This is a genomic window from Psychrobacter sp. Pi2-1, from assembly GCF_904846645.1.
Classification (GTDB): domain Bacteria; phylum Pseudomonadota; class Gammaproteobacteria; order Pseudomonadales; family Moraxellaceae; genus Psychrobacter.
This window is the reverse complement of the sequence record NZ_CAJHBO010000001.1, coordinates 19,844-35,503: the sequence shown is the minus strand read 5'-3', so window position 1 is coordinate 35,503 and position 15,660 is coordinate 19,844. Positions and strand designations below refer to the sequence as shown.

At 44.6% G+C, this 15,660-nt stretch carries 9 protein-coding genes and 1 pseudogene; 6 read left to right on the top strand and 4 right to left on the bottom strand.

What is annotated here, in order from left to right; genetic code table 11:
- Window positions 1-68: 68 nt before the first annotated feature.
- The 3 genes from JMX91_RS00085 to JMX91_RS00075 form a co-directional block, all read right to left on the bottom strand.
- Window positions 69-812, bottom strand: coding sequence for a zinc-dependent peptidase (locus JMX91_RS00085; protein WP_201547054.1), 744 nt, complete (start codon window positions 810-812; stop codon window positions 69-71).
- A gap of 174 nt (window positions 813-986) precedes the next feature.
- A complete protein-coding gene (locus JMX91_RS00080; RefSeq protein ID WP_160021737.1) occupies window positions 987-3,041 on the bottom strand; it encodes an autotransporter domain-containing protein in 2,055 nt (684 codons plus the stop codon).
- 236 nt (window positions 3,042-3,277) lie between these two features.
- The gene (locus JMX91_RS00075; protein WP_201547052.1) at window positions 3,278-3,865 is read right to left on the bottom strand and encodes a TetR/AcrR family transcriptional regulator; all 588 of its coding nucleotides are present in this window, start codon (window positions 3,863-3,865) and stop codon (window positions 3,278-3,280) included.
- Between the two features lie 118 nt (window positions 3,866-3,983).
- On the opposite strand from JMX91_RS00075, the gene JMX91_RS00070 reads away from it, so the two are divergent.
- On the top strand, window positions 3,984-5,423 hold the full coding sequence (locus JMX91_RS00070) for an NAD(P)-binding protein (protein ID WP_201547050.1): 1,440 nt from the start codon (window positions 3,984-3,986) through the stop codon (window positions 5,421-5,423).
- Window positions 5,424-5,456: 33 nt separating this feature from the next.
- The gene (locus JMX91_RS00065; protein ID WP_201547048.1) at window positions 5,457-6,551 is read left to right on the top strand and encodes a DUF2855 family protein; all 1,095 of its coding nucleotides are present in this window, start codon (window positions 5,457-5,459) and stop codon (window positions 6,549-6,551) included.
- 209 nt (window positions 6,552-6,760) lie between these two features.
- Here the strand turns inward: JMX91_RS00065 and JMX91_RS00060 are convergent, their stop codons facing one another.
- Entirely contained in the window at window positions 6,761-7,399 is a 639-nt protein-coding gene (locus tag JMX91_RS00060; protein ID WP_227679163.1) for a GDSL-type esterase/lipase family protein, read from the bottom strand.
- Between the two features lie 221 nt (window positions 7,400-7,620).
- Here JMX91_RS00060 and JMX91_RS13355 point away from each other — a divergent pair.
- From JMX91_RS13355 to JMX91_RS00040, 4 genes and pseudogenes are all read left to right on the top strand, one after another.
- Window positions 7,621-9,204 (top strand): annotated as a pseudogene (locus JMX91_RS13355) (circularly permuted type 2 ATP-grasp protein); the annotation flags it as partial.
- Between the two features lie 866 nt (window positions 9,205-10,070).
- Entirely contained in the window at window positions 10,071-10,856 is a 786-nt protein-coding gene (locus JMX91_RS00050) for a transglutaminase family protein (protein ID WP_101205892.1), read from the top strand.
- A 42-nt stretch (window positions 10,857-10,898) separates the two neighbouring features.
- Window positions 10,899-11,639 carry a peptidase gene (locus JMX91_RS00045; protein WP_160021730.1) on the top strand — a complete coding sequence of 247 codons (741 nt, stop codon included), beginning with the start codon at window positions 10,899-10,901 and terminating at the stop codon, window positions 11,637-11,639.
- Between the two features lie 608 nt (window positions 11,640-12,247).
- Window positions 12,248-15,640, top strand: coding sequence for a BRCT domain-containing protein (locus tag JMX91_RS00040; protein ID WP_201547044.1), 3,393 nt, complete (start codon window positions 12,248-12,250; stop codon window positions 15,638-15,640).
- Window positions 15,641-15,660 lie beyond the last annotated feature (20 nt).

Sequence of the window (15,660 nt, the reverse complement as noted above, 5' to 3'; positions counted from 1 at the left end):
TTCCCCAATTCCAATATGCTTATGCTGTCTTGAATACAGCTTACTATCACCATCTCTATAAATATCATTTATAGCGGCGTCTGACGAAAGAATTTCACCATAATCTGATAAATATCCGGATAAGCATCAACCAGCTTTTGTGGCGTTTCAAAAAACACTTCACTGAGGACGGCAAAAAATTCTGCAGGATTGGTTGCGCCATAACGATCAAGCCCTGACTTGCGATGTATTTGAAAATCTTCAAAATCGCGGCTCATAACTTGTGTCCAGTTTGCAGGATCCATATCAGGTTGCAGTGGCGGAAAGCCATTGGCACGGCCATTCATCATATCGAGTTTATGTACGAACTCATGAATGACAACGTTGTGTCCGTCACGTTCGCCTGAGTGCTTGGCATCTTTCCATGAAAGAATAATAGGCCCTCGCAGCCATGCTTCTCCGCTACGGTGCTGAGTGCCTTCGTGGACGATACCAAACTCATCTACCGTGGTACTGTTGCTTTTGTACGAGCCAGGATAAATGATGATGGATGACCAACCAGCATACCAGTCAAGACCTAAGTTCAAGATCGGCAAACAGGCTTGTAGTGCAATAGATTGTCTGACAGCATGGGTAATCTCAAAACCTTGTGCACCAGTGATAGATTTATCAGCCAAAAATAACGTTGCTAGCTCAAATAAATGTGTCATCTCGTCAACACTTAATCTATCGAGTATCACGATACGCTCAGCCGCATGCATCCAATCGGCATGGGTAAACTCGCTATTATCTAGTATGCGCTGTTCACGCCAGTCTTTTATGATGCCAAACATATACGCTACCCCTATTCTTTTAGTATTTTGCACATATTGGTATTACTGAATCTGGTTACTGTAGCGGCAATCAGTAATACGCCCTTATAAGTAATATATTGACATGCATAAGCAAAAAACGCTGCTCATAAATGAATTATTGAGCAGCGCAGTCTGACATTCACACATCAAGATTTAAAATTGATATTGCAAGCCTAGTTGCACTGAGCTGTCTTTATCGTCACGCGCAAAGGTTGTATCGCCATTCAGATACGCATAAACGTTTTTATGAACCTTGTTACTCACACTCAGCTCAAAACGTCCATAGTCGTCATCTTTATCTACTTGAGTGATACTAACCTCTCTTGTTTGACCGTCAGCTAAAGACGTTGTCGATAAACTATCGGTTAAACCATCGTCGATAACATGCACGTAAGCGATTTTGCTTTGAAGTTTGGCAGGCGTGCCCATCAAATCAAAGCCATATTGTAACTGGTAACCAAGCTCTGAATCCCATGCCTCGCTAGAGGTGCTATCAACCTTTAACGCAGTGCGAGAGTTTGCATTACCACTGGTATAACCATCTATATCTGTATCACTGTAATTCAGACCCAAAAATGCACCATGCGCGACGTTTTTCTTGATAAGGAAATTATAGCCAAGCTCATTGTATGCGCTAAACACATCGGCATCCGCATCACCGCGTTCGCTATTGTTGATAATGTTTATGCCGTCATTACCATCTAGTTTTACCGTTCTATTGACATCTAAATCGTGCTTAGACAGACTTAGAGACGTGGTGTTCCACCAAGCCGTGTCTTTTCCGCCCAGTAACGAATAGGCTTGAATGCCATAGCTCGTATCTTTTTTAATACCGTTTTCTACGGTGTTATTGTTTTGATTGGCCGCTTGCACACCTGCACCAACACGCCAGCTCGGCTGTACCATATATTCGCCATATAGACCAATATTGGCGCGAATGCCCTCTTGCACCTCATCAGCATCCACGTAGCTTTGGGAGCCATCTACCCAAACCTGAGTACGCGACTCGGTATCAAAAAGCTGCGCATCATCGAGAGTATGTAATGCTAAAGCATTGGCGCGCTCAAGCACCGCTGAGTGCGAGTCGGTAGCATTATTTTTTAACGCAGTGCCCATTGTATTTTGAAGATTGAGCGCACTTTTGGTTGATGCAATGATATCAGCATTGGTTTGCTCCACAATCAATCTGCTGATGATACGAGAGTAGTCACGCATTCTTTGTGCTATGCGCTCTTCACCAAAGGCCGCAGTAAGCACTTCTTCGTTATCTAATGCAGGGTTATGCCACGTATAGCCACCTGGAATATCCGGGTTTTCAGTTTGCGTGTAACCATCATAATCAGGCCCAAGGCCCCAGTTGGTTGCCTCAAATCCGACGACCTGCATGACACTATCAAAAGATTCCTGATCGCTACAGCAGCCAACGCCATAAGGCTCGTAGGGTTCGGTCTCACCTGGTGCAATAATGGCTGGATTGACTTCCAGTGTAATACCAAGCTCTTTAGCGATGCGCAGTGCATTTTCACGCAAACTTACATTGGCAGCCACTTCGTCGCCATCATTGTCGTAAGCATTTCGCCCTGCATTGGCATACATTTTGTCGCCTGTAATCAGACTATCTAGGTTAATCATACCCAACGCTGTTGATTTTTCTGCGTCCGTGAGCTGATCAACAAACGCCTTTGAGCCATTGAGACCGCCCTCCTCTGCACCAAATGCCACAAACTGAATATCGTGCTCTGTCTCAATGCCAGTCAGGTTTTTTGTTAACTCAGTTAAGACGCCAGACCCAGAAGCGTTGTCATCCAATGCTTCTAGATTTTCGTAGTTTGGATAGGCGACGGCAGAATCATAATGTGCGCCAACAAACAACGTCCTGTTAGTATCAGCACTGCCTTTTTGGGTCACGACAACGTTATTACTCGTTAACGTTTGACCTCTGAATAAACCACGAGGCGCTACGAAATCAAAAGTTTGACGATTGACTTGGTTGTTACTGCCATCGATGGTCATACGCTGCTGCATATAATCAGCAGCTTGGACTTCTTTATCTGAACCTGTATAACGACCAGCATAGTCACGGGCAAGCGTCAGCGCGGTTTCTGTCCCATAATCACCATACTTGGCCTCTGCAAATACTTGCGAGCCTGTAAGCAGTGTCAGCGCCGCAACCACTGAAATCTTAAGCGGTGATAAGTTAGTATCCAAACTGCTTCTCCTTGGTTAAAGAACGGTAATCAACAGTGAAAAATAACCTAAAATAATGCAGTTTACAAGATAAAAGACATATGTTTGCTTATTTGATTTTTAAGTAAAGCGATGGATTATTTAAACACTATGTACCTATGTAGTTACCTATCCATGAGCAATACTTACGAATCGCTGTTTAATATTCATTGCCACCTTCATACTGCTGATTTACTGGGTTGTTCGGGAAGGCTTTGTTAAGGCTTAGCTTTGGTTAGGTCAATGGCATCCAACTGTACTCCAACCACACGAAGTGCCATCGTCTTCCAGTCTAGCTCCGGTTCATCGGCGAACACCACATGGTGACTAATACTCACATACCCATGAACGATCGCCCATATATCCAAAGCAATTTGGCGGCGCTCTGTCATGCTCGAGCTATCTGTCAGATAAGAGCCTGCCACCCGTACCAATTTTGCAAAAGCGCTGTCTCTAGCAGCCGTCGCTTCCTCTGAAGGCTGGTACCCTGCATCGGACTCTCCAAAGATCAGGCGGTAATGCGCCTCATGCTGCTCGCCGACATTGAGGTAGCCAGTACAGGCCTCTAGCACTTGCTCTTTACTGGCCCTGCCCTCATCAGGAATCACGTCCATGGCCTCACGCACCAGATTGAACCCTTCGATGTATAGCGCGTCTAGTATACCTTGCTTGCCTTGAAAGTGACTGTATATACCAATCGTCGATAGCCCTGCTCGCTTGGATATGGCACGCACGCTCAAGGCCGCACCGCCCCCTTCTAAGAAAAGCTCAGATGCAGCATTTAGTATTTTGGTTCTAGCGTCCATTTAGCTCTCACTATGTCTTGACAATTATAACAGTGTTATTCTAGTATATAACACTGTTATGCACAAACAATTATGAATTGATTGTGTTGATAGAAACTCAACTTAGAGTAAGGACGCTATGAGTATTCAACAGCTAGAAACGGATTATCTGATCATTGGTAGTGGCGCGGTAGGCATGGCTTTTGCCGATGTGCTGCTCACAGAAACAGATGCTAATATTATTATCGTCGATAAACATCATAAGCCAGGCGGTCATTGGAACGATGCCTATTCGTTTGTCACACTGCATCAGCCTTCATCTTTTTATGGCGTTAGCTCACGTGAGCTTTGCGGCGGTATGATTGATAAAATTGGTTTAAATAAAGGCTTGTCTGAGCTGGCGTCAGGCGCAGAAGTTATGGCGTACTTTGATAAAGTCATGAAGCACACGTTTTTACCAAGTGGCCGCGTGAAGTATTTCCCGATGTGTGAGTACATAGGCGACGGCAAGTTTTCATCATTACTGTCTGATACCAGCTATGAGGTTAAGGTTAATAAGAAAATCATTGATGGTACTTATTTTAAAACTTCAGTACCAGCAACCCATACCCCAAACTTTCAGATTGCTGAAGGTGTTAAGTTTGGCCCATTAAATGATTTGCCGAGTTTAACCAAACCCCGTGATGGTTACGTGATTATCGGTGGCGGAAAAACGGGTATAGATGCGGTTTTATGGCTACTAGAGAATCAAATTGACCCAGACAATATCACGTGGATTATGCCAAGAGATGCTTGGCTGATCGATCGTAAAAACACCCAACCCTCTCGTGATTTTTTCACCCATACTATTGGAGCACAGGCTACTCAAGCAGAAGCGATTGCTGAAGCTGAAAACATCGAAGACCTGTTTAATCGATTAGAAAAAGGCGGCGTATTAATGCGTATTGATCCAAATGTACGCCCGCAAATGTTCCATGGCGCTACCATTAGTAGCGACGAGCTTAAGCAGTTACGCCGTGTTAAAAACATTGTACGTAAAGGGCGCGTGACTCGCTTAGATACTGACAAAATTTATTTTGGTGAGGACAGCATTTCTACCACTCCCAATACCATGCATATCGACTGCTCTGCACGGGCAGTACCAGTGACAGAGACGTACGATGTTTTCAAAGGTGATACTGTAGTGGTACAAACCGTACGTACCTATCAGCCTGTATTTAGTGCCGCATTTATCGCCCACATCGAGGCCAATTATGATGATGAAACCATCAAAAATGAGTTATGCCAAGTAGTGCCAATCCCAAATCATGATACGGACTTTTTAGTTGGGCTTGTTAAACAAATGCAGAATCAAATGCGTTGGTCAAAAGAGCCTGCGCTACGTGAGTGGATGATCAACAATCGCTTAGATGGCTTCACCAAATTGGTACGAGCCAGCGAAGACACGCCCCCTGAAGAGCTTGCTATTCTTAAGCGTTTAAAAGAAGCAGGACCAAAAGCTGCCGCCAACATGCCAAAACTCATGAGTGAAATCATGCAAATTACGGCAGCGCGTCAAGCCAAAACTGCTAATGCTTAATCTGATAACTATAAAATAAAAAAGGAAATAACCATGCAAGAATTTCAGACCAATAAAGCAAACTTAACCCAAGCTCGCCTGCAAGAGACGCCTGCACATACCCTAGGCAATGGCGAAGTACGTGTCAAAGTCGACCGCTTTGCCTTTACCGCCAACAACATTACTTATGCAGTCATGGGTGACCAATTACGCTATTGGCAGTTTTTTCCGCCAAATGGTGACGAGCCTGAGAAATGGGGTATTATTCCAGTCTGGGGATTTGGCGATGTTGTAGAGTCCAATAGTGATGCACTACCTGTCGGTGAGCGCTTATTCGGTTACTTCCCGCCCGCCAATGAATTAATCGTAACACCCAAGCGAGTCACGCAGAGCAGCCTGCTGGATGGTAGTGCCCATCGTGCCGAGCTGCCGCCTGGCTACAATATGTATCAGCGCGTCAATCATGAACGAGGCTATGACCGCGCCCATGACGATCAGCGCATGCTGTTGTTTGTCTTGCACCTTACCTCATTCTGCTTACATGATCTATTGAAGAGTAATGACTGGTTTGGTGCAGAGCAAGTAGTGATTATCAGTGCCTCTAGTAAGACCAGTACAGGTTTGGCATATGGCTTAGTAAATGATAAAGATGCGCCTCACGTTATCGGTCTCACCTCAAACCGTCATATAGATTTTGTTCAGTCAATTGACGCTTATGACAGTGTGCTTAGCTATGACACACTAGAGCAGATTGATGCAACTAAGCCGACGGTTATTGTCGATATGTCGGCCAACACTGATGTTCTGAGTCGTCTACATAGACAATTAGGCGATAACATGCGCTACACCAGCAATGTCGGTCTTACGCACTGGGACGAGCCACGTCATACCGAAGGTATCATTCAAGAACGTAGCCAACAGTTTTTTGCGCCCAGTCATGTACAGCAACGTATGAAAGAATGGGGCCCTGAAGAGTTCAATAAACGCTCTATGCGTTACATCATGAATAGCACCGCAAAAACTAGTGCGTGGTTAAAGATTCAGGAGCTTGATGGAGTTAAGGGTTTACTGGAGGTTTATAAAGATATCTGCGAAGGTAAAATAGCTGCTGATGAAGGTTTGGTAGTAGTCATGGGTGACGATGAATAAGAGTACTGCATTATAAATATCTTCCCATGAAATCATTACTTATTAGCCATTAATAAAATAAAAAAGCAGAGAGCCTAGTCAATAAGCTCTCTGCTTTTTTTGTGCGTTATATACTGACTACAGACATACGCCCTACTCATAATTTTTAAACTGAAAAACTTTTAAACTTAAAAACTTTTAAACTTAAAAACCTTGGTTTAAATTTCGGTTTAGCGTACCCACCCTTCATCTTTTAGATACTCATGCAGCCCTTCAGCGAACTGTCTATAGCCTGCCGCATTGGCATGAATTTTATCAGACTTTAGAGCCTCATTTGACAGTACAGTTGACCAGCCATCAGAATACAGAGGTATGCCTTCAGCTTCCGCAATATCTTTATACAGTGGATTATCACTTACCTTTCCAAACAAAGCACTAGTACTGAAATACGGCTCAGCGATTAGGACAACATCAATATTATTGGATTGTAAGGTATCTATAGTCGCGATGATATTGGCACGAGTGGTATCAGGTGCGATGCGCTGCAATACATCATTACCTCCCACACCCAGTAAGACCAAATCAGGGTTTTGCTCAGTGATCTCATTCACTCGAGTCAGTACATCTGCAGAAGTGTCACCATTGACGCCTGCATTAACGACGTTCCATTTGCTTAGCTCTGCTAGCACCGTAGGATACGCTGTTTTAGGATTTGCGCCGTAACCATAGGTTAATGAGTCGCCAAGTGCGACCACTGTGCTACCAGCGGGCAAGATATCTTGTTGTGGTTCGCTACCACAGCCAGCCACACTGATAGTCGCTGACAACCCCATACCTGCCAGCATTAAGAACCTTCCACGTAGCTTCACGTCTTCTCTCCTCCTGTTTCTATTGAGTTAAACTTATTAGAATTAGGTTCAGGTTTTTAAAAATCTATTATTTAACTCTTGTTGTATATTGCTCATTAACCGTTGTATAGTCCATACAGGAGATAGACTACCTGTTGGGCGCAGTACAAGTGCTACTCTACTTAGCATAGACAGTGTATTCATCATAAAGTATAACTTTACCAAGGATACGTGAGGTATTTATGAATAAAATAGCATCTCAAAGTCAGTCTAAGGATGGAAACCCAGATAAAGAAAAATCTGCAAATCAAAGTCAGAGTCAATCCATCAAAGTGCCCAATGACAATACTAAAAGTCCCGCGTCAACACCGACCGAAGATACCTTAACAAAAGACACTTCAGAAAAACCTGAGCAAAAACCACAAAGTTTCGATGAATTGCAGATAAGTAAGGGTAAGTATCGCCCAGTGGCACAAGCTGTTGGCCATTGGCTTGATAACATCAACATGGATGCCCTCAATTATCTAAACGAACAAGCAGAAAATATCTTTTACCGTAAAGGCGTCACCTTTACCGTCTATAGCGATGCCAAAAACATCGAGCGTATGATTCCGTTTGATATCATTCCACGCATTATTGCCGCGAGCGAATGGAAACAAATAGAAGCAGGCTGTAAACAGCGGATCACCGCTCTCAATGCATTCTTACATGATATCTACCATGACCAAGCCATCATGAAGGCAGATATTGTCCCTGCCAGCTACGTCTATGCCAGTGGCTGCTATGAGCCATGGATGATGGGCATTGAGCTCGACAAACCTATTTATTCTCATATCAGCGGTATCGATTTAATTCGAGACGAGACAGGTAAATTTTGTGTGTTAGAGGATAACTTGCGTACCCCGTCAGGCGTCTCATATATGCTTGAGAGCCGCAATATATCAGAGACGCTCTTAGCTGATATATTTACTGAAACGCCTATCATGGGCATCAGTGATTATCCCAACCGTCTCAAAGCCTGTCTTGCCAGCTCAACATCCAAATATGATCCACAGGTCGTCATTCTAACGCCAGGTCGCTTTAACAGTGCCTATTATGAGCATGCTTTTTTAGCGCATGAGATGAATGTACCACTCGTTCATGGTTATGATTTGGTCGTTGAGGACAGCAAAGTCTACATGCAAGGTATTCGCGGTAAAGTACAAGTCGATGTCATCTACCGCCGCATTGATGATCCTTATATTGATCCTTTAGCATTCCGCTCAGATTCTATCTTGGGTGTGTCGGGGCTCATGAGTGCGTATCGCGCTGGCAACGTCGTTATCGTAAACGCACCAGGTACGGGCGTGGCCGATGATAAGAGTTTATATCCTTTTGTACCAGATATGATTAAGTTCTACTTAAATGAAGAGCCTATCCTACCTAATATTGAGACCTACCAGTGCCGTAAACCCGACGATCTCAAATATGTACTCGACAATCTAGACAAGCTGGTGGTAAAAGAAACGCAAGGCTCAGGCGGCTATGGGATGCTTATTGGTCCGACATCAACCAAAGAAGAAATCGAAGAATATCGCCTGCGTCTGCTTGAAAATCCAGCCGGCTTTATTGCTCAGCCAACCATCTCACTATCTACCAACCCCACTGCCGTGAGCGATGGTATCGCACCGCGTCATATTGATTTGCGTCCCTTTATTCTCAGTCATGGTGATGGCACGGTAGATATCGTACCTGGTGGTCTGACACGAGTGGCCATGGTTGAAGGCTCGTTGGTCGTCAATTCATCGCAAGGCGGCGGTATCAAAGACACATGGGTTATTGATGACAGTGATTTAGACAGCCAGCAAGCCGACAAGTGCGCGCCTTTATCCTCAGTAAGTGTCAATTCTACAGGCAACGCTTTAGGGCATGCGAACTACTATAATCGCGTCCAGCCCTTAGAAACCGGTTACGAGAGTTTAGATGATGCGCCCATGATACTGCTACTCTCTACCGCCAGTCACTTAATATGGCTAGGCCGATATAGTGAGCGCTTGTATTACTATGACGATGTCATGAAACAGCTCATCAAAGGCGATCTCAAAAAATCACAGATCAAGCATTTAATCAGTCATTTAGGGTTTGCCGTTGATGGTGAAGCGTCACTTACCACCATGAAAGCACAAATGATGTCTGACTTGGAACAAAACATCATACCCAATATCGTGCAATCGATTGAGGATAATGTCCAAGAGGCCAAAGGTGTCATTGGTAAAGATACTGCTGAGTTATATAACTTGATTAAGCGTTTATCAAGTGCTGGCACGTATCGAGCGGCCACCTTGCAGCTACACGCGTGTAACGCTGCGATGAAACAAGAAAATCCGACAGTGACTTGCTTCTGGCAATTAGGGCGTCACTTTGAGCAGCTTGAGCGTGCCGTCTTGTTGGGAGAAGATTCAACAGAGATCAGTTTTGAATTCAGACATTGGATTAATGAATTGCCGGAGAATACGCGCTGGCGTGAGCTTATCCGCTTGACCAACCAGATGATCAGGTCAAAGAAATTTAGTGATTTTGCGCTGATTAGCAAAGAGTTCAATCTCATATTGCGTCAAGGTGTATAGAAGGTGTCTAGCCAAAAACCAATAACAACGGCTCATGAGACATATGGAATAAACAGAAAATAGAAAGATGCTATAAGGAAAATGCCATGAAACTTCAAATCAGTCACCAAACCAACTATTATTACGATGAGCTGGCGCAGCGCAGTGTACAGTATATACGCATGACCCCCATGCAAATGCCGCATCAGACCATTCATAAATGGGATGTCATGCTGCCTAAAGTGGCGACCAATCAAAAGGACGGCTTTGGTAATGCATGGCTTACACTCAGTCGTAACGAGGCACATAACAACTTACAAATGCAGGCGTCGGGTATTGTTGAGATCAACACCGAAACCGAACGACTAGAGGATATGGATCATGTCCCCTACCTGCTATTTACCGTACAAACCCCGTTGACCAAATGCTCACAAGAGATGCGAGAGTTTGCAGCGCCATACCTGAAAACCCCTACTCATGACAGCTTAAAGGCGATGGCGAATGCCCTTATTATGAAGATGCCTTTTGTTAAAGACGTCACGCATGTGGGCACGACCGCTGCTGAGGCGTTTGCGACAAGTGCCGGTGTGTGCCAAGACCATACGCATGTATTTTTAGGTATCTTGCGCGATCAACAGATTCCAGCGCGTTATGTGTCCGGTTATCTGTATGACGATACCGAAAATCACATGGCCAGTCACGCATGGGCTGAGGTTTGGCTGGATGGTTACTGGTATACTTTTGATATCTCAAATCAGGCATTTACCCCAAACTCACATGTGTATGTGGCTATTGGGCGAGATTATCTAGATACCGCGCCTGTTCGCGGCGTGCGTATGGGCGGCGGTTACGAAAATCTTTACAGTTTGGTATTAGTCAAAAAGCTATCATAGCGTTTGCTATTTTTTATTACGTTTATTCATCAAGGGTATTTTATGACTTATTGTGCTGCCATTCGTCTAAAAGACGGTATGGTCTTTGCCAGTGACACGCGCACGAATGCCGGTGTTGATCACATATCGACATTCAGAAAGTTATATCAATACGGCGTTGAGGGCGAGCGCTTTATGGTATTACAGACAGCTGGCAGCTTAGCGACATCGCAGGCAGTGTTCAATAAACTACAAAGCGACATTGACCAGCGTGCTGAGAGCAACCTCAATACGGTAGCGACGTTGTTTGATGCCGCGCAAATGGTTGGTGAATGTATGCGTGATGTTATGAACCATGCAAAAGCAGTCGCTAACTCTACTCGCGATGGTGCATTTACCAGCTCATTTATGCTTGGTGGTCAAATCAAAGGACAGCCTCCTGAGCTATACCTGATTTATCCTGAAGGCAATTGCATCAAAGCCACTGAAGATACGCCCTTCTTTCAGTTAGGTGAAAGCAAATATGGCAAGCCTATTTTGGATCGTTCTGTCAGCTATAACACGGATGTAAGACACGCGGCACGTGCGCTGATGCTGTCATTTGATTCCACGATTCACTCAAATCTATCAGTCGGTATGCCGATAGATTTTGTACTTTATGACAATGACAGCCTAGCTCTGCCAAACGGCCGACGTATTGATGAGCGTGATGAGTACTTTAATACGATTCGTCATCAGTGGTCAGATGCGTTACGTCGGACTTTGGTTGAATTGCCTAAATGTCCTGATGGTTATTGGGGATAAATAGTTCCGTATAAAATCATATTTTCTGCACTAAAAAGCCCTTTGTCTATCACAAAGGGCTTTTTTATTATCAACTAATAATCAGGCAATAAAAAACCGGAGTAGCGCTGAATAAACAGCGCTACTCCGGTTTTGCTTTAAAGGCCTTGAATACCATCATAATGATGTAGCACTCAATTGTTGTGTAATCTACCTCATGACCTGGTACATGGAAGACTCACTGGACTGCACCTAGATAAAGGCCCTAGTGCATTAGCTCAATCACGATTGCGTGATTGCGCCAGCGAGCTAATGACACTAGGGCCTTTATCTAGGTATTAGCAGGACTGAAACAGTCTTCCTTGGGTAAAATGTAATGGCTTGACTCGTGGACGACGCAACGTCGCCCCTCACCGTAAACGGTGAAACGCTAAATCTCACAACTCGTTAAGTTTGCCTCATCACAGTTATTATTGTCAATATATAATTGCAAATAAAATCATGCGCGACGCTATATGTCGCAGTCCATATATTTCCTTACAAAAGTCCTTGATATTTTCTGTGAAACGCGCTTTTATAATGCTACAAAATTACGCGCACCGACAAAATAAAAATTAAGGCAAATTTCTATGAGTCTGTCCTTCGCACAAATTCAGCAAGCTTGGCAAGCCCAAGATCCTAGCTTGGTTGATAAGTTATGTTTATTAGCAACACAAGTTAATGATATTCCTGAGTCGCCCATCCCTGAGCATGAGCTTACTTTTGATCGGTTTTTAGATAAGATATTTAGTCATCAATTTCGGGAGCAACATCCCGAAGTACAGTTTGCAGAGCGCGTGGCAATGATTGCCAAATTGGAAGCAGACGAAGGCGTTTACCCTCTCCCAGATCGCTACAAAATCCACATAATACTGACCGCACTGTGGGAAGATGGCAGCGCGTATTCTAGAACTATTTTAAAACAAGCCATTACGGCCTTGCCAATCAGCTATGGTGTGTGGAAGGGTTTAAAGCGTATTTATAAGCAAGCTGAATTTTCTCAAGATTATGAGGTTTTTGGACAAATAGCTGCCAAGATTGATTTGCAGCGTTTTAATCAAACCGCCAACTCTGCGGTCAGCCTAGCTACAAAAACCTATATGAGCCTTAGAGCATGGCGTTATTTGCGCCAGCTAGGACAGCAAATGCCAATTGGCTACATTGATGCCGCCGTCTCTGTACTCGCCAGCTATGACGAAACCATGACGGCAGGCAGCCCTGAACAAACGAATAGCTGGGTACTCAATCATATCTGCTTCCATAACAGCCTTGATTATGGCGTCAATCGATTCAGCAGTCGCTCACCTCGCAAGCTTTTTGATGCAAAAGGTCGCGCGTTCTCTGAGGTATGGCAACGAGACTCTGAACCACTTATCCAGCTATTGGCTATCGCCAAAAATGAGGCTATCAGACAATTCGCAACCGATAGCCTAAAACACGACTTTAAGACCCAATTACGTGATGTGAGTGGTGAAACGCTACAGTATCTATCTGCCGGGCAAGCACATAGCAAAGCACGTGATGAGATGATTGTTTGGTTATTAGAAAATTCGCCACATTTTGAAAAGTCTAAATTTCAAGTATTGGGCTTGCATCAAGTCGTACTGCAACTACTCCATTCACACTATCCTGCCGCCTACCAATATGCGATTGGCTATGCCAAAAGCTATGCTCAAGACTTATCGCTCACTGAGCTGATGTTATTGGCCATGTCAGATTATGAGCCTGTTAGAGCATTTGCTATCAACAATATCTTAAGTCGTAATCCTGTTGCTGATATTGGTGTCAACGGTTGGGGTCAGCTATTAGACACAGAGCATCACTATCAAACCGCGAGCAAACAACTTAGCAAACACTTTACAAGGCGCGATTTGACCCCTGAGTGGTTTTTTGAACGATTGACCAGCGGCAGAACACACAGCGTAAAGTTTGCGATAAAAAAGCTGCCTGAGCTTTATAGCGCAAAAGAGCTAGGGACTGAATACTTTATTCGCATTGCCCAGCAGCTTGACATACCAGAGCAACAGGACTTCGCTGCTAATAACGACAGCTCCTGTATGGACTTTGCGTTGGATCAGCTCAAGCGTTTGGATTTGAGCCAAGTAAACGCTGCCGTGTGGCAAACACTGCTATTACATCCACTATCACAATCGACTATTACCGATTGGTTTGATGAAGATGTACTGTCAGCAGCAACGCTTGATATGAGCTATTGGCATGCACTTGCCTATGAGCCTGATTGGCAAGTGAGTGAATATATTGAACAGTTAAAATCTGCTGACACTCCTATTAAAAACTGGCAAAAGCACTTGGCCTTTGATGAGTACTTAGCAGAAAACGTGCGAGATTGGCTGTCTGATGTGCGTCGGTTTGCGCCGATAGATTTAGGTTTCGACTGGCTTATGAATCTTGCGCATAGCGAACAAGCCCTCTATCGTGAATTTGCGATTGAACGCATTAACAAAGGGTTCTTGCCTGCCGACTTTATCGCATATCTCGACAGCAATGAAGGCGACTCTACTGACAATGCTTCCAGTAATAGCACTGACAATCAAGACTCGAGTAGCGACGCTGCTACTGAAGTAGATTTAACCGGCCAACGCTATTTATTCACGGGCAAGATGCAAAGCATGACTCGTGGCGAGGCCGAAAAAGTTGTGAAAGCAGCTAATGGTGCCATCAGTGGTGCTGTTAATGGCAAGTTGGATTATCTAGTCATCGGTGATGATGGTTCACCGTTATATGGCAATGGCCGTAAAGGTAGCAAGCAAGTTAAAGCCGAAAGCTTAATCGCCGATGGTGCGCCGCTAAAGATTATTTCCGAAACTGCATTTTTACAGATGCTGAGTGGTCAATCGAGAGAGGTGTCTGAAGACGATACTTTTGCAGGTGCCAATGCACTGTGGCATATGGCAACAGATGACGCCACTGCACCCATCAGTGAGCTTGCGATCAGCTACCTTAGTCATCATCATGAACAGATCTGTATGGCACTGACAGACAGACCTGTCGATCCTGATGCGATTGTTCCTTCTTCGTTTTTTGATGCGGAGCGTGTCATTCCTTTGTTGCAACACCGTAACAGCCAGCTGCGAGCATTTGGCTTATTACTGAGTGAGTATGAGATGGCGACATGGCAACCGACGCCAGCCCTATGGCTGATGATGGCAGAATCTCCCTATACTGAGGTCACGCAACTGCTAAAGCGTGCGCTATTGGATAAGCCATCCGTTGCCAATCGACATTATCACGTTCAGTCAGCACAATTGAATGCTGGCATGTTGAATGCGTTGATTGAAAGCAAAGCGCGAGTCGCTCGCCAAATCGGTATCACCTTACTGCAGCGTCATGCCAATTTCCAAGATGTGCAGTCTTTATATCGATTAACCCAAAGCACAGACCGAGAAGTACGTTATGCCGCCGTGACCATGCTATGGAAACACTATAAGGCGCGTCACGTATCCCCAAACTGGCAACCAACCAGCACCGATAAAGATGTTGTCAAAAATACAGACAGCAGTAATCAACCAGTCATAACAGAGCAGTCAGATAGACGTTTGGCAAGCTTGCCTGCAGAAATCGATCAGCTACTAATGCTGCTACGCCGTGGTCTTTTTGAGCTACCACCTGGCCGTCTAGGCGGTTCGCAAGAGCCGGCTGCTAGTGACAGCAGTAAGCATAAACAACAACGCTACTCAGATAAAAGATCAGCATCATCACAGTCATATGAGGCAACTGAGTCAGATAGCAATATCACGCTAAAACCCATATCTGCGAGTCGTGCCAAATTGGCTTTGATTGAGACCTTTCGTGATGTGGCATTGGCTGACAGCACCTTTGCAGCGCTCATTATGCCAACACTATTCACCTTTACGCACTCGGCAGGCAAGATGGAGCGTCATGCGTGTTTGGTTGCCGTCACGCGGCTATTGCATCGCTATCCTGAGCTATCTAAAAATCTGCAGCCAGTGGCATCGGCTTAACGGCTTTGGCAAACAGATAT